This is a genomic window from Corynebacterium suicordis DSM 45110, from assembly GCF_015351405.1.
Taxonomy (GTDB): Bacteria; Actinomycetota; Actinomycetes; order Mycobacteriales; family Mycobacteriaceae; genus Corynebacterium; species Corynebacterium suicordis.
In genome coordinates this window covers 371,161-391,049 of sequence record NZ_JADKMY010000001.1, presented here as the reverse complement: position 1 = coordinate 391,049, position 19,889 = coordinate 371,161, and the positions used below count along the sequence as shown (strand labels likewise).

Here is a 19,889-nt window from a genome sequence, read left to right as displayed (position 1 = left end):
CAACGCAGATCTGGCTCAGGGTTGAATTAGCCCGGCGTATTAATCCAGCGGCTTGGTGGCCGCGTGTAGCGCAACGATGCCGCCGGTGAGGTTCTGCCAGCCGGCATTCTCCCAGCCGTTGGCGTTGATCTCCGCGGCCAGTTCTTCCTGGTTTGGCCAGGCGCGGATGGATTCCGCGAGGTAGACATATGCTTCCGGGTTGGAGCTGACTACACGGGCCACGCTGGGCAGCGCGCGCATCAGGTATTCCTTGTAGACCGTGGAAAACAGTGGCACCACGGGAGTGGAGAATTCACCGATCACGATCGTTCCACCGGGCTTGGTCACTCGGGCCATTTCGCGCAATCCCGCGCGATAATCCACGATGTTTCGCAATCCATAGTTGATCGTGACGGCATCGAAAGTGTTATCCGCGAAGGGCAGCTGAGTGCCATCGCCGCAGATCATGGGCAGTCCACGGGAGAGACCAGCCTGCAGCATTCCTCGGGAAAAATCGCAGGCCACGCAATATGCACCGGACTTGGCGAATTCTTCGGTGGATACGCCAGTTCCAGCAGCGAGATCCAGCACCACGTCTCCAGGCTTGAGGTCAAGCCTGCGGCGGGTGCGCTTTCGCCAGTACCTGTCTTGGCCAAAGCTTAAGACGGTATTGGTGATGTCGTAGTTCTTCCCCACTTGGTCGAACATCTTCGCAACATCGTGCGGTTTCTTTTCCAGGCTGGCGCGTGACACGGTTACTCATTCTATCCCAGCGGGTGCCCAGCACTCATCCGCATCGCGACAAGCTCGCAACTCAGGCGAGCTCCGCGGTGCGGACCCCGCGTTTCTAGAGGCCGAAGGCCCCACCACTGACGAGGATCGCGATACCCAGCACGATCAAAACAACTGGGAACACCACACTTTCGCTTCTTTCCAATACTTCGGCGATCACTGGTCGCGTAGCAATAGATCCGGCGAGCGCCACCAAGGCAGCCACGAGAATCAAGAACACAATGCAGTAAAGGACAATCGTGCCCGTGCCAACGCTCAAGAACACCGGGACATAAACCCCGATATTGTCTCCGCCGTTCGCGAAAGTGACTGCAGCCACGGTAAACACCCCGACCTTCTTCCCATCAGGTTGGTCATCGTCATCATCTCCGCGCCAACTTTCCCACGCTGCCCACAGTCCTAATCCAAGAGGTATGAGACCAAAATAGGGAATCACACTGGCAGGCAGAAAAGCCCCTGCACCCAGCGCAAAGAGGATTGCTGTGGCGAGAATCGCGCCGAACCCTAAGTATTGACCAGCGAAGATCTTCGCTGTTGTTCCCCGCTGCCCTGCCCCTCGTGCAAAAAATAGTGACAACACGATGATGTCATCGATATTCGTCACAATGAAGAGACCGGCGGCGGCAAGTATGGAGCTAAGCATTCCGTGGCTCCGATACTTGTCCGCATCCTGGAATGGCGCACTCGTCATCAATGCAGCGAGCATCTTCATCAACGGCAAGCGTGGTGTCGAGCAAGGCTTGCAAACTGTGTGCCAAGTGGGCATCCGCGATCTCATAGCGGGTTTTGCGACCCTCGGGTTCGGCCACGATGATCCCGCAGTCTCGCAGACATGTGAGGTGGTTGGACACGTTTGACCGTGTTAGTCCCAGTTCTTCTGCGAGCGACGCCGGATAAATGGGGCCATCAAGAAGTTCTAGCAGGATCCGGGAACGGTTGGGATCCGCCATAGCCCGACCTAGTCGGTTCATGACATCAAGACGAGAAGAAGCAGTGAGCATTCATCGGACTATACAGCGCTCACTGAACAGTTGCAAACCCGCTTAGCCAGCAAGCATGCAGGTTAGGCAACGGCGGAGTTCGAACCAGCTCCGGACATGGAGCGGGTTGGAGACACGGACCCGGCCTGGTTGGGAGCCGTATTCGCTGCAGCTGGGGCAGCTGCTGGCTGGGAGGCCTCGCGAGGTGAGTTTGCGCGCTGGGAGCCCACACGCTGCGAGTGATCGCGCGGTGCTCGCTGGCTGTGCCCGATGGTGAGCTCTCGCTGAGCTGGCTTGGCCACGCGAATCACTGCGCCGAATCCGCGCGGGGCATTCTTTTCCATGGCAGCCAGGTAGTAACCCATGAGTTGCTCGCATAGCCCGTTCCAAGACTTTCCCTGCACCGTGTTGAACGCCTGCGCCTTCATGGTGGCCAGACCCACGGCGAGGATGTCATCAATTGCCCCTGGCAGGTCCTGCTCGAAAGTATTCACTTCCAACAGGTATCCGTTCACACCCGGGTTAATCAGATCCACGGGACCGCCTGCAGCTGGCGCGATGGCTGGCACTCCGGAGGCGTGGGCTTCCTGCACTGCCTGGCAGAAGGTCTCAAACTGCCCGGTGTGCACGAACACATCCAAGCTGGCGAAGGCGCGGGGAAGATCATCGCCGTACATGCCACCGGTGAATACGGCGGTGGGCATGATTTCCTTCAATGGTTCCAGCTCTGGGCCGTCTCCTACGATCACCAGCTGCACATCATCGCGGGAGTTCAGCGCCGCCATGCGCTCCACGGACTTCTCTGCTGCCAAGCGTCCCACGAAGCCCACTACGCGGCGCTCCATGATGGGCGTCTGCGAATCCTGGCCGATCTCGCGACGCAAGCGCTGGCCCTCTCGCAGCCAATCCTCACGCAGCTTCTCGCTGCGGCGGGATGGGTGGAAGCGCTGGGTATCCACACCACGGCCCCAATGGTGGATATTGCGCACTCCGTGCTCTTCCAGTTCGGAGATGCTCACGGAGCTGGGGGCCAGGGTCATCGCGCACTGGTTATGAAACGCGCGCGTCCACTGCCACACCGCAGCAGCCAGAGCCTTGAACTTGTAGTTGTTGGCGAAGCCCGCCACGTCTGTCTGGTAGATCGCCACGCAGGGGACGTTCAGAGTCTTGGCTGCGAAAGCACCGGCTGCACCGAGCACGAATGGGCTGGCGAGGTGCACCACATCTGGGCGGAAACGGCTCAGCTCGGTGAGCACGGTTGGCAGTGGCACTCCGATTGGCAGGGAGTTAATTCCCGGAACTTCCACGGTGGGCACGCGCACGATGCGGAAGCCTTCATAAGTGAAGATTTCCTCTTGGCGATCCCGCGCTCCCGGGGCGATAACCACTGCTTCGTGGCCCTCTCTCCGCAAATATTCCAGTACTCGGAGGACGGAATTCACCACTCCGTTGACATTCGGAAGAAAACTTTCAGCCACGATCGCAACACGCATAGGCGCTAGTCTCTCCTTTCAACAACACCGAGGGGTGGCCACAACATGAAAAAACGGGCAATTCATTCTTAATTTTAGGTGACTTTCCGCTTCTCCATCACCCTAATCAGCCCGAAGAGCAGCCCAGAAACGAGCAATCCCAGCAACATGGAGGACCCAGCCGGCATCAGGGACAACAGCCACGTGCGCCCCTCCACCTTCACCTTGGTGGGGTCCTTGGCGCTGTATTCCACCCGCACGTTGTCCCCCGCTTCCAACCCGGTGGGATACTTCAGCCCAGCGCTGGGTTGGTGGTACGTGCCATCTTCATCGCGGAATCGCACGGAAGTACGCATCATCCCGGTGTCCGTCACCTCAGCCACCGCGGTCCGCCGATCCTTCGAGATCGTGTAATCATCGATCACCGCAGTCACCACCATGCCCGCACACACCAGCAGGATGAACACGGTTAACCCCAGCACGACCTGCTTGGCCCTCCGGAATGGCCGTGGCTGGCCGCTCATGTGGGGGACACCGCCCGGTTGATTTCCTCTTCCATTTCTCGACGCCACCCTCGATCAACCCGGGCCTCCACCACCGTGATTCCCACGGGTGGCTCTTCCGCGTGATCCTGGATGGCCTCGAATAGCTCGGCTGCGGACTCTGCCTTGCGGTAATCCACGGAGTAGGCATCGCACAACGCGCTAATGTCCGGATCCACGGGTGTGGCGAAAACCCGCTCGAAAGCAGACGTGCCGTCCCCGAAGGAACGCAGGTTCTCCGCACCGGGTTCCAGCACCTCGAAGATGGCACCACCAGCATCGTTAACCACCACGATGAGGAGATTTTCTGGGCGTCGTTCCATCGGGCCGATGTTCAGCGCGCCCACGTCATGGAGGAAGGTGAGATCTCCCACCAGGGCCACGGTGCGAGGAGCACGGATGGCGGAGGGATCCTGCGCGGCATGCGCCATGGCCACGCCAATGGCGGTAGAGAGGGTGCCATCGATTCCCGCTGCTCCACGACTGCTCAAGGTGCGCACACCGGGGAAAGGCAGCCCGGCGCGGGAGACATCGCGGATGGCGGAGGATGCACCCACCACGAAGGCATCGCCATCTCGCAAGCAATCGGCAACCACTGCGGCGGCATGCAGGCCGGTGAAGTGCTCTTCGGTGGAGCTGGTGATGGCATCGCGCACGGCATCCGCACCCAAATCGCTGATGGCCTGGCATACCTTGGTCCACCCAGCGGGGTGTTCTCCCGTGACCTTCAGCGTACTGCCCACTTGCTTCACGTTGTTGGCCAGCCGGAGAACGCTGTTGGTCTCAGAGAGGACGGTGACCTCGATCTGCGGATCCTGGATCAGCGCGAGCACCGGTCGGTGCAGGGTTGGCCGTCCGATGACGATCACCTGCTCCGGGCGGATCTGTGCGGAGTATTCGCCGTGAGAGACGGACTCGGTGCTGAACATTCCCGCGGCAGCCGTGTGCACGGGGAATTCAGGCGCGGGTGCGGTGGGCTCGGCAATGGTGGGGACATGCGCCAACTGCTCCGTCAGCTCGCGAGCCCAGATTTCATCAGCCACGCTCCCTGCCACCACGAGGGTGCGGCGGCTGATGTCCACGTGAGCTTCACCGTGAGGCAGCTCGCGGGTGGGCTCTGACTGCTGGGTTGGCTGTTGCGGCTGGGATTCCTCAGCGATCTGCTGGGCGTACAGGCTGAGCAGGTCCGCGGATTCCGGAACCAGCGGTTCCTCCATGGGTACGTCTAGCTGGACTCCACCCCCAGCGGCTCGATCAGTGGCTGCTGTTACCGCCTGTGTCACCGTGGAACGAACGGATTGTTCATCTGCACTGCGAGCGTCTTCTCCCGTGCTGAACACTCCCACCGCGTGTGTACCGAAGATCCCCACTTGGTCAATGGTTTGGTTGGCACCCGTGCCAATCATGCGCAAAGGGCGATTGGCGGAGATCACCATCAATGGCACGTGGCTCAGCGTGGCTTCCACCATCGCTGGCAGGCAGTTGGCCACGGCAGAACCCGAGGTGGTGAAAATGGGCACTGCCCGGCGAGTGGCCTTCGCCAGTCCCAGGGCCAGAAATGCACCGGTGCGCTCATCGGTGCGCACATGCAGGCGGAGGCGACCCATGCGCTCTGCTTCCGCGCAGGCCAGAGCCAGCGCTGCGGAACGCGACCCGGGGCAGACCACGGCATCCTGCACACCGCTGCGTATCAGCTGATCCACCAGCACCACGGCGTTCGCCACCGAGGGAGACACAACCGGGGTCTCGGTTGGATGAGCGGAGTCAAAATCCTGGCCTGCTGGGTTCTGGCTGCTGGGGGTGTTCGCGTTCGGATCCATCACAGTATTCAATCTACTTCAGGGTCGGGACAATACTTTCAATTCTCGCACCTGCATTGCTCAGAGCAGTGCATATGAATCCCGCAGACGCTGTATCCACCATTGCTTACGCTCCCCGGTCAGCGCATACTTTTCCAACACCTCGGGATCCGGAACCACGTCCTCCACCTTCATGCATCCATCCACGATCCGCCTGCTGGCCACGTCCACCGCGAAGAGCCCGCCGGTAGCAAGCCCTGCGGCCTGTGGGGTGGCGATCATTCCGTCATCATCCACGTGTTCTGGCAGACAAGCTGCAGCATAGATTCCCGCGCCCATGCCCACGCCCGTGTCCAGCGCGGAACTGATGGTGATGGCCACACCCAACTGGGCCACATCCTTGGCGATGCTCAGCACGTTATCCACTCCCTGCAAGGGCGGGACTTTGAGCACTGCTACATCACACGCCCCGGCCTCTGCCACTTCCCGGACAGCAGCGTGGGGATCCGCGGATTTCCGGATGGCCTCGTCAGCCGCGATGCGCACAAACAACCCCCGGCTCTGCACGGTGTGGCGCACTTCCGCCAGTTCCGCGATGCTCGCGCACGGTTGTTCCACGTAATCCAGCGGACCATCCGCCGCAAGAGCGGTGATCGCCGTGATCGCTTCCTCCACGGACCAGCCACCATTGGCATCCACGCGGATAGTAGCGTGCTCCCCGCCGTTTCCGCCGTGCCCTACCCGGGCAAACCAGTCGCGCACTGCACGCACACGAGCCACATCATCTGCCAGCTCCTGGCCTTTTTGCGCCACCTTGATCTTCACCGTGGTGCACCCTGGGTAGCGACGCATCAGCGCATCAATCATCCCCGGCCCATCTTGGCGCACATCAACCGCCGGAATGGTGGCGTTCACCTCCACGGAATCTCGCACGGGCCGTGCCTGGACATCCCCGAAACCAAAATCCACCGCGTGGCGCAGCCACCGGGCTGCCTCCGCGGGTTCATATTCCAGGAAGGGAGACCACTCTGACCAGCGAGAGGTGGCGTCGAATAAAAGGGCCTCACGCACCTGCACCCCACGAAACGGCACCTGCAACGGCAGGCCGACGGGGCGGGCGCGGTCGATGAGATCAGCGAGAGGGATCATGCCCACTAAACTGCCACACATGACTGAGAATCCATTCAATCCCTCCCATTGGCGCGAGGTGCCCGGCTTTGATTTCACGGACATCACCTACCACCGGCACGTGGGCGAGACGCGTGCGGATGGGATCGTCCGTATTGCTTTTGACCGCCCCGAGGTGCGCAATGCCTTCCGCCCCCACAGCGTTGATGAGCTGTACCGGGCGCTGGATCATGCGCGTCGAAGCCCTGATGTGGGCACGATCCTGCTCACCGGCAACGGACCGAGCTCCAAGGATGGTGGATGGGCGTTCTGTTCCGGTGGCGATCAGCGTATCCGCGGGCGTTCCGGCTACCAGTACGCCACTGAGCACAACGATGACGTGACGGGCTCCGGTGCGGAGACCGTGGATGAGGCACGCGTGAAGGCCGAGGGTGGCCGCCTGCACATCCTGGAGGTGCAGCGTTTAATCCGCACCATGCCCAAGGTGGTTATTTGTTTGGTGAACGGTTGGGCTGCGGGTGGCGGGCACTCCCTGCATGCCGTGTGCGACCTCACCCTGGCCAGCCGGGAGCACGCCCGTTTCAAGCAGACGGATGCGGACGTGGGATCTTTCGACGCCGGCTATGGCTCCGCCTACCTGGCAAAACAGGTGGGGCAGAAGTTTGCCCGGGAGATCTTCTTCTTGGGTGAAAGCTACGACGCAGAGACGATGCACCGCATGGGTGCCGTGAACCGCGTGGTGGATCACGCGGAGCTGGAGGACGTGGCCATCGAGTGGGCGCGCAAGATCAACACCAAGTCCCCCACTGCGCAGCGCATGCTGAAGTTTGCGTTCAACCTGACGGATGACGGGATGATGGGCCAGCAGGTATTTGCCGGAGAGGTCACGCGTTTGGCGTACATGACTGATGAGGCCAACGAGGGCAAGAACGCGTTTCTAGAAAAGCGGGAGCCAAACTGGGATAGCTTCCCTTATTACTACTGATGTCTTGACGCGCTGCAGACGCGGCAGTAAAACACTGACGGACCCAGAAGGGCTCCACGGAAGGAAATTCCGAGGGGTCCTTTCGGCATTTTGGTGGGATGGAATCTACCATTGAATCAATAAATGCTTGACTTTTCCCACTATTTGCGTAGACTGACCATTATTAGTTGGCAGTCTTCGTTCTACTGTCGTTCACATTGCAGTTCCGCGCAAAAAGGTGCCGAGTTACTATCCTCATCATCCAGCGCCTGCACCAAAACCTTGAGAGAGGAGCACACCCCATGTTCACGTTGATGAATTACCTGGCAGATCGCGTTTTTCACCGCAAGGAGCCACAGGAGCACCTGCGGGTGCACGCCCCTCTCAACCGTCGCGTGATCAACCGTGAGCCCTCCCCAGTCGCTGCAACCTCGCGCATCGAACTGCCCGATGGCTCCTGGCTCCCCGCTTCCCAGCACGAGCTGGCTCGGTACATCCGTACGGAAGCTGATTTGGCCACGCCATCGCTCAATGCGCTGGATCGTCGCAGCCCTTCCTACCTGGATATCGTGAGCTTCCTCATCGACACCGGCCGCACACCCGCCAGCATGATGGATATCCAGGAGGCCTTCGTGGCCATCCATCAGCGCGTACCCGGCCCCATTGAGCTGGAAACCATGCGCGACCAAGTGGACGCATTCGGAATGCTGGCAGAGTAACCAGCATCGCTCCCCAGCGCTGAAGAAGCTCGGAATGCGAGCGGACTAGACTCTGCAACCATGAGCATTCCCTTGGAGGCAGTGACCGCCGATCCGCGCGATATCGCTGAATTCCTCGCCGCCCTTCAAGCCATGATGGACGGACAGCGCTCCCTCCTCCCCCTGCCGGTGGCGCACACTCCCGCGCAGGAACGCGCCAACGCGGAACTCGCCCAGAGCATGCGGGTGGGCCAAGACATCGATCCTGGCACCTTGATTGCCTGCACCTCCGGCTCCACCGGCACCCCCAAGGGAGCCATGCTCTCTGCGGAAAATCTTCGAGCTTCGGCCGCCGCGACTGCTCAGCATGTGCGCGATACCTTTGGCGAGGACTCCGTGCCCGGGCCGTGGCTGTTAGCACTTCCTCCCCATCACATCGCCGGGTTGCAGGTAATCCTGCGCAGCCTGGCCGCGGGATTTACTCCCACCGTGGCCACTCACCTGCAAAGAAATGTGCCCTTCACTGCCACCGATTTCGCTGCCGACACCCAGCGACTGCGCGCCGCCCACCTCAATGAGTGCCTCCACACCTCCCTAGTCCCCACGCAGTTAGAGCGCTTGATTGCCGATCCCGCTGGTCTGAATGCGCTCAACGAATACGCCGCGATCCTGGTGGGCGGTGCCGCCGCGAACCCCGAAACGCTGCGAAAAGTGCGGGAATCCGGTGCCCGCGTACTCACCACCTATGGCTCCAGTGAAACCTCCGGCGGCGTGGCCTATGACGGCATCCCTCTGCCCGGCGCGCGCATCATCATCAACTCCGACCACTCCCCCGGACCCGTGCACATCAGCGGGCCGATGGTGGCTCGCGGCTATCGCAATGTGGATTCCACGCAGGCATTCCCCGAACCCGGCACGTTCGCCACCACCGACCTCGGATCCGTGACCAATGGCATCCTCCGCATCCACGGCCGCGCAGATGGCGCCATCAATTCCGGCGGCTACAAGATCCTCCCCGAGGACGTGGAGAGAACCATCGCCCAGCACATCACCGAGGTGGAAACCGCTACTGGCCAACTCCTCACTCTCCAGGGATCGGCTTGTGCGGTGGGAGTAGATCACCCTGAATTCGGCCAGGCCATCGCCGTGGCTGTGGCCAGTGATAACGCGCCGGCCGCGATGGACGTCACCGAGAGCGTGCGGAAGCAACTGCGCCCGCACGTGGATCGTTTCCTTCTTCCGACGCACACCCTCGCCCTTCCGCACCTCCCTCTGACTCATTCGGGAAAGGTAGATCGGCAGGCCGTGGCTGAGCTACTGCGGGAGCAGCCCTGAGCGCAGACTAAAGTGAGTACCCTGAATTACTTGCCTTCGTACACCTCACCCAAACGCGGGAGACTTCACTTTTTATGACTGACCACCAACCCGAGTCCGCATCCGCTGTCCGGCCTTACCCCGGCGCGTCCGCTAGCCAGTGGCTCGAGGGCGCCCGCCCGCACACCTGGGCCAATGCCTTTGCTCCTGTCTTGGCAGGCACGGCGGCTGCTCAGCTGGATTCCGGGGCCTCTTTTCTCCGCGCACTCTTGGCGGCGATTGTGGCCTTGGCACTGATCATCGGTGTGAACTACGCCAATGATTATTCCGATGGAATCCGCGGCACTGATGACGAGCGTTCCGGCCCTCTGCGCCTCACAGGCAGCGGTTTGGTGCAGCCGAAAAAGGTGAAATACGCAGCGTTTATCTGCTTTGCGTTGGCGGGTATCGCTGGTATTGCGCTGAGCCTGTTGAGCGCGTGGTGGCTGATCATTGCGGGTGCTGTGTGCATCCTGGCCGCGTGGTTCTATACCGGGGGCAAGAACCCCTACGGCTATCGCGGGTTGGGCGAAGTGGCCGTATTCGTGTTCTTCGGCCTGGTCGCAGTGCTGGGAACCCAATTCACCCAGACGGACAGCATCTCTTGGGCAGGACTCGCGATGGCAGTGACCGTGGGCGCGCTCTCCAGCTCGGTGAACCTGGTGAACAACTTGCGAGACATCCCCACCGATAGCGCCACCGGTAAGATCACCCTGGCCGTGCGCCTGGGTGATGCCCGCACCCGTCAGCTGTGGATCGGTCTCATCATCACGGCCATCGTGCTCACCGCAGCACTTGCAGCCGTGCACGCCCCCTTCGCGCTGGCTCTGCTCGCGGCCATTTTTTGGTACAACGCCAGCAGGTTCATCAGGGCCGGAGTCAAAGGCCGCGGGCTCATCCCCGTACTTGGTATCACTGGTCGCGGAATGTTGATTTGGTCCATCATCATGCTGGGCGCATCATTCCTCGGCTAGGCATTACCTGCTAGATCGAGCTGCCGGATTTGGCCACTAACCCAAACGATCCTCAAGCTGGCGTCGCATCTGCATCTTGTGCGCGCGCCGACCCGCGTCCCACTCAGCCAACTGCTCGGTAGTGCGAATGCGCAGCTTCTTGAACAGGAACATGGACAGAGGGAAGGCGATGATCAGGGCGAGCATCGCGCTGATCAGCAGCGGGAAGAAGCTACCCATGCCCAGCAGAATCACGATCGAGTGGATAACGAACGTCAGCACTAGAAAGAGCAGCACGCGCAGGAAGCCGTAGAGGGCAATGTCCTTGATCGCCTTGGCTCCGAGCTTCGGCTTGGGGATCGGCTCGGCCGTGGATGCAGCTGCGGACTCCTGGATGGGCTCGGCATTCGGGGTACCCGCGGTGTCCTGGGGCTCCGCAGATTCCTTGAACTCGGCAGTTTCGCGCTGGTTTTCTTTACTCACGCTCCCCAGCGTAGTTTCGCGATCTGCGCATAGCGAATCTCCCCCAGCTGCAGATATCCCCTAACATGAAATGAAGCTCTCCTCATCGAAAGGAATCATCTGCCGTGGGTCGCTTGGTTATTCTGCTCCTCATCATCGTCACGATTGTCATGCTGTGGAAAGCGTTCGGCCCCGGATCTGGCACACGATTGCCAAAACCAAACGGCGCAGGTGGAGCCAAGATTTTCCGCAATCGGAACCCGCGGCAGGTGGAAGCGAAGCCGGCAGGCCCAGATGATGATTCTGATTTCCTGTGGAACATCGAGAAAGAGCGCTTCAAGAAGCGCCGCGAGGCAGAGCGCGCGGAAGAGCAAAGGATAGAGGCGGAGCGACTGCGACGGCAGAGGGAAGAAAAGCTCAAGCGGCCAGAGGACCCAGAAGATCCCTCTGCACCTCCTACCCCACCTGCTGGCTAGAACCCCAGGTCTCGACCCCGACCAGCAGGCTAAGAACTTTGTCCCGCTGAGCTAATTTCCTGCTTTACTTCCCCCTGCGCAGCAATCCGTGCAGGTATTCCCCATAACCACTCTTGGCCAGGCGATCAGCAGCACTACTCAGCTGCTCATCGGAGATATAACCCATCCGCCAAGCCACCTCTTCCGGGCAGCTCACCTTCAAACCCTGGCGCTTTTCAATGGCCCGCACAAAATCTCCCGCAGCAGCCAGATCATCCACCGTTCCGGTATCCAGCCAGGCAGTTCCGCGTGGCAGAACCTCCACGTGCAGGTCTCCGCGCTCTAGGTAGCGTCGATTCACGTCGGTGATTTCCAGCTCACCTCGCGCGCTGGGCTCCAAGCTTTTGGCAATATCCACCACGTCGTTTGAATAGAAATACAGCCCCGGCACTGCATAGTTGGAGCGCGGGTTTTCCGGCTTTTCTTCGATGCTCAGCGCGTGCCCGTCTTGGTCAAAGTCCACCACTCCGTACGCCTGCGGCTCGGCCACCCAGTAGGCGAAAATCGTGCCGCCCTCGGGCTCGGCGAACCGGCGCAACTGCGTGCCCAACCCGGCGCCGTAGAAGATGTTGTCTCCCAGCACCAGCGCCACGGAGTCATCGCCGATGAAATCCTCGCCCACCAAAAACGCTTCAGCCAGGCCATTCGGCGCATCCTGCACGGCGTATTCCAAGCTCACCCCAAACTGCGAGCCATCGCCCAGCAAGCGCTGGAACTGTTGCGCATCCTCACCGCGGGTGATCACCAGAATCTCCCGAATTCCCGCCAGCATCAGCGTGGTGAGCGGGTAATAGATCATCGGCTTGTCATACACCGGCACCAGCTGCTTGGAGAGCGTTTGGGTGATGGGCCAGAGTCGCGAGCCGGTACCGCCCGCCAGGATTATGCCTTTCACGGTATTTAGTCCTCGCCCTCCGCGATTTCCCACTCCTCAGCAGCGGTCATGGCCTCAGCCCATGAATCCCGCAGTTCCTTCTCCCAGCCGCGTACTTCATTCCAGCTGGCCAAACGCCCGTTGACTTCCTCGAGCGAAGGCGCCTGGCTGTCCTTCTCGGAGACAACGGCCTGCTCGCGGTCAATTCCCCAGTCGATGTCCAGGCTGGCGTCGAAAGGATTAATTTCAAATTCACGCTCGGGGTCATAGGCCTCGGTGACCAGGTAGTTCAGGGTGGCGCGCTCCGAGGTGGCGGTGAATCCATGACCGACGCCAAGGGGGATGAACACGCCCGCGTTATTCTCCTCGCTCAGCTCAATCACCACATGCTTTCCAAAGGTGGGAGAACCCTTGCGCAGATCAACGAGGACATCGCGCACGGAACCGGCCACGCAGGTCACGAACTTGGCCTGTCCCGGTGGCACCTCGGCCACGTGCACACCGCGGATGACTCCCTGGGTGGAGCGGGAGAGATTGGCCTGGGCTACGTCGAATGGGTAGCCCATGTGATCCGTGAACTGCTCCGTGCGGAACCACTCGTGGAAGCTGCCACGCTCATCCTCGAAGACACGCGGGGTGAACAGCCACGCGCCCTTCAGCGGCAACGGGGTGATGCTGCCGGGTTCGCTGTCGGCTGCGGAAAAGTCCAATGCGGTGCTGGATGTCATGCGCTCTACTCTAACGTCCTGCCACCCGAAAGCGATGCCCACGCGCTAGTGATAACACGCGAGCGGGCCGTTGGGGCCGTCCAAAACGGTCACTGGAGTATCGAAGATGTCGGTGAGGGTTTTATCGTTCATGATCTGCGCTACTTCACCGAATTCCACAATCTCCCCGTCCTTGACCGCGCAGATGTAATCCGCATAGCGGGCGGCGAAGTTGATGTCATGCAGAACCACCAGGATGGTGCGTCCGAACTCCTTGGCAGCACGGGCCAGGTGAGCCATCATCTGCACGGAATGGGCGATATCCAGGTTGTTGAGTGGCTCATCCAGCAGCACATAATCGGTTTCCTGACACAGCACCATGGCCACGTACGCGCGCTGGCGCTGCCCACCGGAAAGCTGGTCCAGGTAGCGGTTTTCCAGCTGCTCCAACCCCAGGAAATCGATGTAGCGGGAGATGATCTCCTCATCCTGCTTCTTCAACCGGCCCTGTGTGTAGGGGAAGCGGCCGAAGCTGACCAACTGCCGGACCGTGAGCTTGGTGATGAAGTGATTTTCTTGACGCAAGATCGAGACCACCTTGGCCAAATCCTTGGATTTGGTGGAGGAGACATCCAACCCGGCGACCTCGATTGCGCCCTCATCGATATCCAGCAGGCGCCCGATCATGGTGAGCAGGGTGGACTTGCCAGCGCCATTGGGACCGACGAAAGCCGTGATCCCGCCAGCGGGAATCTGCAGGTCTACCGGTCCGATTCCCACTTCATCGTTGTAGTTCTTGCGGACTTGACTCAGAGAAATCACAAGCGACCCTTTCGCAGCAGGACAAACAGGAAAACCGCGCCACCCACCAGCTCGATGATGATGGACACCGCGCCCTGCGCATCAAAGATGTGGTTCATACAGAAGTACGCTCCCGTGAGCACCACGATGCCCAGCAGGAATGACATGGGGAACAGGTAGCGGTGATCATGGGTATCCGCCAGCTGATAGGCCAGCGTGGCCACCAGAAATCCCAGGAAACTCATGGGCCCAACAAGTGCCGTGGACACCGCGATAAGCACCGTGACCAGCACCAAGATGTAGATGGAAAAGTATTTGTGGTTCAGGCCCACGTTCATCGACGCATCCCGCCCCAGCGCGAGAACATTGAGCTTGCGGGAGGCCAGAACCAGCAGCACGCCCGCGATAGCCACCAAAGGCAGTGCCACGGGATAGTATTCCGGATCCGCGTTATTCACGGAACCGAACAAGCGGGCGGTGAGCACATCGAATTCGCTGGGCGTGAGGATGCGCTGCATAAACGTGGATACCGAACCCAGCCCGCCACCGATCACCACTCCGATGAGCAACATGGCGTGCATATTGGAATTCTTGCCCGTGAGCAGCCACGAGTACAGCACCAGAGACAGCGCCACCATCAGCACCATCTGGAAACTGAAAGCTCCCAGCGAGCGCGCCGCCAACAACCCGGAAGTGCCACCAATGAACACGGTGGTGGTGTGGATGGCCACGTAAAGGGACTCAAAGCCCATGATGGACGGGGTGATGATGCGGTTATTCGTGACCGTCTGAAAAGCCACCGTGGCCAGGGAATGGCACAAAGCCACCACCACCATGGCAAACAATGCCTCAGTTCGCCGCTCCGCGAGCAGCCAGAACTGGGGCGTACCCACGGGCATGGGATTGCCATAGGCCAACAAACCGAAGGAGAACAGCAGCGCGAGGGCAAGCAGAATCCCCATCACCACCCAGTATTTGCGACGCGCCTTCGCAGAACTGAATGCACCCGACGAGCGTCGGCTTCTGGTGGATGGGTTGGAGGGGGCAGGGGTGGCGTCGAGAAGAAGAGGAGAAGAATCAGCCATGGTTAGCCTGCCTCACGATCAGCACCACAAACACCACCGCGCCCACAATGCCCAGCACCACCGAGACGGGAATCTCGAAAGGGGCAATGACCACGCGGGCGATAATATCGCAGGCCGTGACCACCGCGATGCCGGTCAGGCACACCCACGGGAGGTTGGAGCGGAGGTCATCGCCGCGAAGCATGGAGACGATGTTGGGGACGATGAGACCCAAGAACGGGAGGTTGCCCACCACCACGGTCACCACTCCCACGGCGATGGCCACCAAGCCGGTGCCGTAGAACACGATCTTTTGGTAGTTCAGGCCCACGTTGGTGGCGATGTCTTCACCGAGGCCAGCCACCGTCAGGCGATCCGCCATGATGAACACCGAAACCACCACGATGAGCACCAACCAGAGGAATTCGTACTGACCCTTGTATACCGAGGTGAAGCTGCCGGCGAACCAGATTGACAGTGCCTGGAGCATATCCGTCTGCAGGGCGAAAAATGTGGAAACGGCGCTGACCACCGCGCCCATCATGATGCCGACGATGGGAACTACCAGCGAAGAACGCAAAGAAATGCGGCGCAGGAAGAGGAAGAAGATCATCGCGCCGATGAAGGAGGCGAGGATAGCCCCGAGCATCTTGGCCAGGATCGGGGCGGTGGGGAAGACAACCATCACCGTGAGCAGACCCAACCCTGCCCACTCCGTGGTGCCCGTGGTGGTGGGCGAGACGAAGCGGTTCTGCGTGAGCATCTGCATCACCAAGCCGCACATGGCCATTGCCGCGCCGGAAAGCACCAGGGCGATGGTGCGCGGGATGCGCGTGATGCCGAACATTTCCCAGCCGAATTCGCCGCTGAAAATGTCGTACTCGCCGATCAGCAAGGATGCCCCCAGCAGGGCTAATACGCCCAGGATGCCGAGGGTCAGCTTCCAATCAAACAGCGAAGCACCGCGCGTTTGGCGAGGAATCTCGCGACGCGCGGTGCTGGTGGCAGAAACTGGTGTCATAGAGCTTTCGGAGAGTTACTTGCTGTGGGAGCTGCGGAAGCTGCGGAAGCTGCGGAAGCTGTGGAAGCTGCGGGAGCTACTTCTTGCCGGCTTCGAAGGAATCAGCGATCGAGTTCAGGATCTCCGTGTAGGTGATGATGTTCTCATTGACGTAGCTGTCCTCTGGAGCAAAGACTGTGTGCTTGTCCTTGATGGCGGGCACGTTCTTCAGCGCATCGTTCTTGTCGATGATGTTCTTGGCAGCCTCGTACTCTGGCTTATCTGCATCGCTGGTGGCGGCATCGCGATCCAGGACCAGCATCCACGCCGGGTTGGAATCGGCAATGGCCTCCACGGAAATGTCATCACCGGTGTGGCTGTTGCTGGACTCTGGCACCTCGAGGGCTGGCTTGAGGTTCAGCCAATCGAAGATTGGTCCCCAGAAACGGCCCTTAGATGGGGCCACGTAGCCGATGTTTCCTCCGGAAACGTTGACCGCCATGACCTTGGAATCGCCGTCATAAGCCTTCTTGGCGCGCTCCAGAGCCTTATCGAAATCTGCGATGAGCGCGTCTGCTTCGGCATCCTTACCGAAGATCTCCCCGAGGGCCTCGGTCTGGCGACGCAGCTCTTCATCCAATGGCTTGTCCTCGCGCGGGGTGAAGTCCACCACTGCGGCATCCGGGTTGAGCTTCTTGATGTCCTCATAGTGGGATTCGAAGCGCTGGCCGTTGATGATCAGATCCGGCTGCGCAGCAACCAATTCCTCCAAGTTGGGCTCGCGGTGCGTGCCCATATCCTTGATGTCTTTATTATCGCGGTACTCCGGGACGGAGCGAGGAACCAGTGGAAGCGGGGCAGCAACCAGGTCCACTCCCCAATCGCGCAGGATTTCAAAGCTGCGGTTGTCAGTAGAGGCCACTGCCTTTGGATCCTGCGGAACCTCTACGACGCCGTGGTTATCTTCCACCTCCACCGTGGTGCCGGAAGATGCGGTGGTGTTTTCTTCTTCAGCAGTGGAGCATCCAGCCAAAACCAAGCTGGAGGCAGCCAATGAGGCGAGAAGTGCGGAACGCAGAGTGATCTTGGTTGCCATGGGTGAGGTTCATCCTTAGGAATATTTGTTGAAACGTTGAAGCGGTTTTAGCGATAGAGCACTTGAGTACAGACCAAAAGTGGTTACCGCCACGATGCGCTGAACCCTAGCTAGGTAAAGCTAAGTTAGTCAATGCTCACCTTACATACTCCTTCTCAGTTGCCCACATTTGCCCGCCCTCTACCTGCAAAATCAGGGGAGACGCGCACGTGTGAAACTAAACATCTACTGAGAAGTTCCTAAATATAACGATTTTGTATCGGAACTGATAGATTCATTCACCATGTCTTCTCCCGCCTCCCCCTCCTCCGCTCAGCGAAACCCCTCCGTACAGGGTCAAAGCCGCGAAGAGCGCAAGATCCTGGGTGCCACTCTGGTGGGCACCACGATCGAATGGTACGACTTCTTCATCTACGCCCAAGCCGCTGGCTTGGTGTTCGCCACGCAATTTTTCGGCCCGGCTTCCTCTGACAATGCGACGCTGGCACAGATCATTTCCTGGGCCACCCTGGGCATCAGCTTCTTGTTCCGCCCCTTGGGTGCAATCGTCGCTGGACACGTGGGTGACCAGTATGGCCGCAAGGTGGTGCTCTCCGGCACGTTGATCCTCATGGGCCTATCCACCGCGCTCATCGGTCTATTGCCCACGCACCAGAGCATCGGTATCGCCGCACCCATCTTGCTCATCATCCTGCGCATCGTCCAGGGCTTTTCCGCCGGTGGCGAGTGGGGCGGCGCGGCGTTGCTGGCCGTGGAGCACGCTCCCAAGGGCAAGCGTGGCCTGTACGGTTCCTACCCTCAGATCGGCGTGCCAGCTGGCCTGACCGCCGCCACCGTGGTGCTTTTGCTGCTCACCACCATTTTCGGCAAGGAAGCCTACGTGGAATGGGCATGGCGCATTCCTTTCCTCATCTCCGTGGTGTTGGTGGTCATCGGCGCTATCATCCGCTTCCGAGTCTCCGAATCCCCTGTATATGAGGAGATCCGCGAGCGCGCAGATGAATCCTCCGCTCCCCTGGGTGAAATGATGCGCGATCACTTCGGCACCGTAGTCACCGCTGCGTTCATCTTCGCTGCAAACAACGCATGTGGCTACATGATCATCGCGTTCATGGGCGCCTATGCCACGAAGACCCTGGGCCTGCCCCAGACTCAGGTTTTCTCCGCGGTCATCGTGGCCGCGCTGCTCTGGGCAGTGCTGACCCTGTGGTCAGGATCGCTGTCCGACAAGATCGGCCGCGTCCGCACATTCTCCATCGGCTATGTGATCCTCTTCATCTGCGTGCTTCCCGTGTGGATGCTGATTGATCAAGCCAACATCTGGATGTTCGCCGCAGCTCTGATCATTTTCGTCCCCGGCCTGGCATTGAGCTACGGCCCGCAGTCTGCGCTCTACGCCGAGATGTTCCCCCGCTCCGTGCGCTTCTCCGGTGTATCCGTGGGTTACGCCCTGGGCGCGATCCTCGGTGGCGCGTTTGCTCCGATGATCGCCGAGCTGTTGATGGACACCTTCGGCGGTACCTGGGCAATCGGCGTGTACCTCATGATCCTGTGTGCCATCTCCCTGGTCGCCTTGGCAGTCACCCCTCGCGACCTGGAAAAGCAAGAGCTCTAGGCTTCGCGGGGAACTTCCCGCTCGTTGGCTCGGTATTTTTCTTCCGACGCCACCCGCGACTCTTCCCACCAGTCTCGATTGTTTTCATACCACGCAACCGTGTCCGCGAGTCCGGCAGAGAATTCGTTGAAGACAGGCCGCCAGCCCAGCGCGTGGATGCTGGCGGGATCAATGGCATAGCGGCGATCATGCCCAGGGCGGTCCGTGACGTGCACAAAGTCATCTTCCGGCTTACCGAAGATGCGCAGTAAATCCTGCACCACGTCCATGTTGGTGCGCTCGCCATTCGCACCGATCAAATAGGTCTGCCCGATTTCTCCACGCTCCAAGATCGCCCACACGGCATCGTTGTGATCATCCACGTGAATCCAGTCCCGTACGTTCTGGCCAGCACCATACAAACGGGGCGTGCCACCCGATAAGAGGGCGGTGATCTGCCGGGGAATGAACTTCTCCGGGTGCTGGCGCGGCCCGTAGTTGTTGGAACAGTTGGAGATGGTGGCTCGCAGGTTCAGCGAGCGCGAGAAGGCGCGGATGAAGTGATCCGCCGCAGCTTTCGAGGCCGAATAAGGTGAAGAAGGCGCATAAGCGGTCTCGGTGGTGAAGCGCTGTGAATCATCCAGTGCCAGATCCCCGAATACTTCATCGGTGGAGATGTGGTGCAGGTGCACCCCGTGCTTGGCTGCGGAGTTGGCCAGGATTACTGTCCCCTCCACATTGCTGCGCACAAAGATTCCCGGATCCCGCAGGGAATTATCGTTGTGGCTCTCCGCAGCAAAGTGAACGATGGCCGCGTGATCGGCACCGCCCGCTTCGCTCGCCAGATCCCCCACCAGCTGATCCACCAGATCAGCATCCGCAACATCGCCGTGTGTGAACGCGAATCGCCCCGGATACGCCTGCTCCAGCGGCGTGCCCTCTTCGGTGCACAGATTCCGCGGGTTGGCAGCGTACGTCATGGCGTCCAACACATGGACGCGCACCTCGGGCCGCCGCTCTAATGCCCGATGAACGAAGTTGGCACCAATGAACCCGGCTCCCCCGGTGACCAACAAGTGGGAGAAAGTGCGGGGGCGGGATTCACTACTCATGCTG

At 60.2% G+C, this 19,889-nt stretch carries 21 protein-coding genes; 6 read left to right on the top strand and 15 right to left on the bottom strand.

What is annotated here, in order from left to right; translation table 11 throughout:
- Positions 1–39 precede the first annotated feature (39 nt).
- The 7 genes from IRY30_RS01845 to IRY30_RS01815 form a co-directional block, all read right to left on the bottom strand.
- Positions 40–732 (bottom strand): demethylmenaquinone methyltransferase, encoded by a 693-nt coding sequence (locus IRY30_RS01845; RefSeq protein WP_194555699.1) that lies wholly within the window; start codon positions 730–732, stop codon positions 40–42.
- A gap of 94 nt (positions 733–826) precedes the next feature.
- A complete protein-coding gene (locus IRY30_RS01840; protein ID WP_194556512.1) occupies positions 827–1,414 on the bottom strand; it encodes a cadmium resistance transporter in 588 nt (195 codons plus the stop codon).
- Positions 1,407–1,772, bottom strand: a complete 366-nt coding sequence (gene cmtR, locus IRY30_RS01835) for a Cd(II)/Pb(II)-sensing metalloregulatory transcriptional regulator CmtR (RefSeq protein ID WP_194555698.1) — start codon at positions 1,770–1,772, stop codon at positions 1,407–1,409. Before cmtR ends, IRY30_RS01840 begins: the two co-directional genes overlap by 8 nt.
- Before the next feature lie 62 nt (positions 1,773–1,834).
- Positions 1,835–3,244 (bottom strand): glycosyltransferase family 4 protein, encoded by a 1,410-nt coding sequence (locus IRY30_RS01830; RefSeq protein WP_194555697.1) that lies wholly within the window; start codon positions 3,242–3,244, stop codon positions 1,835–1,837.
- A gap of 74 nt (positions 3,245–3,318) precedes the next feature.
- On the bottom strand, positions 3,319–3,747 hold the full coding sequence (locus IRY30_RS01825; RefSeq protein WP_194555696.1) for a DUF3592 domain-containing protein: 429 nt from the start codon (positions 3,745–3,747) through the stop codon (positions 3,319–3,321).
- Positions 3,744–5,585, bottom strand: a complete 1,842-nt coding sequence (menD, locus tag IRY30_RS01820; protein WP_194556511.1) for a 2-succinyl-5-enolpyruvyl-6-hydroxy-3-cyclohexene-1-carboxylic-acid synthase — start codon at positions 5,583–5,585, stop codon at positions 3,744–3,746. Before menD ends, IRY30_RS01825 begins: the two co-directional genes overlap by 4 nt.
- A 60-nt stretch (positions 5,586–5,645) precedes the next feature.
- The gene (locus IRY30_RS01815; RefSeq protein WP_228502491.1) at positions 5,646–6,713 is read right to left on the bottom strand and encodes an o-succinylbenzoate synthase; all 1,068 of its coding nucleotides are present in this window, start codon (positions 6,711–6,713) and stop codon (positions 5,646–5,648) included.
- Between the two features lie 19 nt (positions 6,714–6,732).
- Between IRY30_RS01815 and IRY30_RS01810 the strand changes: the two genes are divergently transcribed.
- The 4 genes from IRY30_RS01810 (at position 6,733) to IRY30_RS01795 (ending at position 10,681) form a co-directional block, all read left to right on the top strand.
- Entirely contained in the window at positions 6,733–7,677 is a 945-nt protein-coding gene (locus tag IRY30_RS01810) for a 1,4-dihydroxy-2-naphthoyl-CoA synthase (protein ID WP_194555694.1), read from the top strand.
- Between the two features lie 281 nt (positions 7,678–7,958).
- Positions 7,959–8,375, top strand: coding sequence for a hypothetical protein (locus tag IRY30_RS01805; protein WP_194555693.1), 417 nt, complete (start codon positions 7,959–7,961; stop codon positions 8,373–8,375).
- A 60-nt stretch (positions 8,376–8,435) separates the two neighbouring features.
- On the top strand, positions 8,436–9,689 hold the full coding sequence (locus IRY30_RS01800) for an AMP-binding protein (RefSeq protein WP_194555692.1): 1,254 nt from the start codon (positions 8,436–8,438) through the stop codon (positions 9,687–9,689).
- A 74-nt stretch (positions 9,690–9,763) separates the two neighbouring features.
- On the top strand, positions 9,764–10,681 hold the full coding sequence (locus IRY30_RS01795; RefSeq protein WP_194555691.1) for a 1,4-dihydroxy-2-naphthoate polyprenyltransferase: 918 nt from the start codon (positions 9,764–9,766) through the stop codon (positions 10,679–10,681).
- A gap of 36 nt (positions 10,682–10,717) precedes the next feature.
- Here IRY30_RS01795 and IRY30_RS01790 read toward each other — a convergent pair whose 3' ends face one another.
- Positions 10,718–11,143: a DUF4229 domain-containing protein gene (locus IRY30_RS01790; RefSeq protein WP_374708557.1), complete on the bottom strand. Its 426-nt coding sequence runs from the start codon at positions 11,141–11,143 to the stop codon at positions 10,718–10,720.
- A 104-nt stretch (positions 11,144–11,247) separates the two neighbouring features.
- Here IRY30_RS01790 and IRY30_RS01785 point away from each other — a divergent pair, with 104 nt between their 5' ends.
- Entirely contained in the window at positions 11,248–11,598 is a 351-nt protein-coding gene (locus IRY30_RS01785; protein ID WP_194555690.1) for a hypothetical protein, read from the top strand.
- A 64-nt stretch (positions 11,599–11,662) separates the two neighbouring features.
- On the opposite strand, the gene rfbA is transcribed toward IRY30_RS01785, so the two are convergent.
- The 6 genes from rfbA to IRY30_RS01755 all read right to left on the bottom strand — a co-directional run bounded on the left by rfbA (position 11,663) and on the right by IRY30_RS01755 (position 17,179).
- Entirely contained in the window at positions 11,663–12,532 is an 870-nt protein-coding gene (gene rfbA / locus IRY30_RS01780) for a glucose-1-phosphate thymidylyltransferase RfbA (protein WP_194555689.1), read from the bottom strand.
- A 5-nt stretch (positions 12,533–12,537) separates the two neighbouring features.
- Positions 12,538–13,239, bottom strand: a complete 702-nt coding sequence (rfbC, locus tag IRY30_RS01775; protein WP_194555688.1) for a dTDP-4-dehydrorhamnose 3,5-epimerase — start codon at positions 13,237–13,239, stop codon at positions 12,538–12,540.
- A 45-nt stretch (positions 13,240–13,284) separates the two neighbouring features.
- The gene (locus IRY30_RS01770) at positions 13,285–14,040 is read right to left on the bottom strand and encodes an iron ABC transporter ATP-binding protein (protein ID WP_194555687.1); all 756 of its coding nucleotides are present in this window, start codon (positions 14,038–14,040) and stop codon (positions 13,285–13,287) included.
- The gene (locus IRY30_RS01765) at positions 14,037–15,104 is read right to left on the bottom strand and encodes an iron chelate uptake ABC transporter family permease subunit (protein WP_194555686.1); all 1,068 of its coding nucleotides are present in this window, start codon (positions 15,102–15,104) and stop codon (positions 14,037–14,039) included. Before IRY30_RS01765 ends, IRY30_RS01770 begins: the two co-directional genes overlap by 4 nt.
- Positions 15,097–16,104: an ABC transporter permease gene (locus tag IRY30_RS01760; protein WP_194555685.1), complete on the bottom strand. Its 1,008-nt coding sequence runs from the start codon at positions 16,102–16,104 to the stop codon at positions 15,097–15,099. Before IRY30_RS01760 ends, IRY30_RS01765 begins: the two co-directional genes overlap by 8 nt.
- A gap of 76 nt (positions 16,105–16,180) precedes the next feature.
- Entirely contained in the window at positions 16,181–17,179 is a 999-nt protein-coding gene (locus IRY30_RS01755) for a siderophore ABC transporter substrate-binding protein (RefSeq protein ID WP_194555684.1), read from the bottom strand.
- A 283-nt stretch (positions 17,180–17,462) separates the two neighbouring features.
- Here IRY30_RS01755 and IRY30_RS01750 point away from each other — a divergent pair, with 283 nt between their 5' ends.
- Positions 17,463–18,794, top strand: a complete 1,332-nt coding sequence (locus IRY30_RS01750; RefSeq protein WP_194555683.1) for an MFS transporter — start codon at positions 17,463–17,465, stop codon at positions 18,792–18,794.
- Here the strand turns inward: IRY30_RS01750 and rfbB are convergent.
- Positions 18,791–19,885 (bottom strand): dTDP-glucose 4,6-dehydratase, encoded by a 1,095-nt coding sequence (gene rfbB / locus IRY30_RS01745; protein ID WP_194555682.1) that lies wholly within the window; start codon positions 19,883–19,885, stop codon positions 18,791–18,793. The two genes, IRY30_RS01750 and rfbB, sit on opposite strands and share 4 nt — an antisense overlap.
- Between the last annotated feature and the right edge of the window lie 4 nt (positions 19,886–19,889).

Bases quoted from the DNA above. Each gene is read 5' to 3' on its own strand.
- IRY30_RS01840 (WP_194556512.1), bottom strand. From the start codon at position 1,414: ATGCTTAGCTCCATACTTGCCGCCGCCGGTCTCTTCATTGTGACGAAT.
- cmtR (WP_194555698.1), bottom strand. From the start codon at position 1,772: ATGCTCACTGCTTCTTCTCGTCTTGATGTCATGAACCGACTAGGTCGG.
- IRY30_RS01830 (WP_194555697.1), bottom strand. From the start codon at position 3,244: ATGCGTGTTGCGATCGTGGCTGAAAGTTTTCTTCCGAATGTCAACGGA.
- IRY30_RS01825 (WP_194555696.1), bottom strand. From the start codon at position 3,747: ATGAGCGGCCAGCCACGGCCATTCCGGAGGGCCAAGCAGGTCGTGCTG.
- menD (WP_194556511.1), bottom strand. From the start codon at position 5,585: ATGGATCCGAACGCGAACACCCCCAGCAGCCAGAACCCAGCAGGCCAG.
- IRY30_RS01815 (WP_228502491.1), bottom strand. From the start codon at position 6,713: ATGATCCCTCTCGCTGATCTCATCGACCGCGCCCGCCCCGTCGGCCTG.
- IRY30_RS01810 (WP_194555694.1), top strand. From the start codon at position 6,733: ATGACTGAGAATCCATTCAATCCCTCCCATTGGCGCGAGGTGCCCGGC.
- IRY30_RS01805 (WP_194555693.1), top strand. From the start codon at position 7,959: ATGTTCACGTTGATGAATTACCTGGCAGATCGCGTTTTTCACCGCAAG.
- IRY30_RS01800 (WP_194555692.1), top strand. From the start codon at position 8,436: ATGAGCATTCCCTTGGAGGCAGTGACCGCCGATCCGCGCGATATCGCT.
- IRY30_RS01795 (WP_194555691.1), top strand. From the start codon at position 9,764: ATGACTGACCACCAACCCGAGTCCGCATCCGCTGTCCGGCCTTACCCC.
- rfbC (WP_194555688.1), bottom strand. From the start codon at position 13,239: ATGACATCCAGCACCGCATTGGACTTTTCCGCAGCCGACAGCGAACCC.
- IRY30_RS01765 (WP_194555686.1), bottom strand. From the start codon at position 15,104: ATGGCTGATTCTTCTCCTCTTCTTCTCGACGCCACCCCTGCCCCCTCC.
- IRY30_RS01760 (WP_194555685.1), bottom strand. From the start codon at position 16,104: ATGACACCAGTTTCTGCCACCAGCACCGCGCGTCGCGAGATTCCTCGC.
- IRY30_RS01755 (WP_194555684.1), bottom strand. From the start codon at position 17,179: ATGGCAACCAAGATCACTCTGCGTTCCGCACTTCTCGCCTCATTGGCT.
- IRY30_RS01750 (WP_194555683.1), top strand. From the start codon at position 17,463: ATGTCTTCTCCCGCCTCCCCCTCCTCCGCTCAGCGAAACCCCTCCGTA.
- rfbB (WP_194555682.1), bottom strand. From the start codon at position 19,885: ATGAGTAGTGAATCCCGCCCCCGCACTTTCTCCCACTTGTTGGTCACC.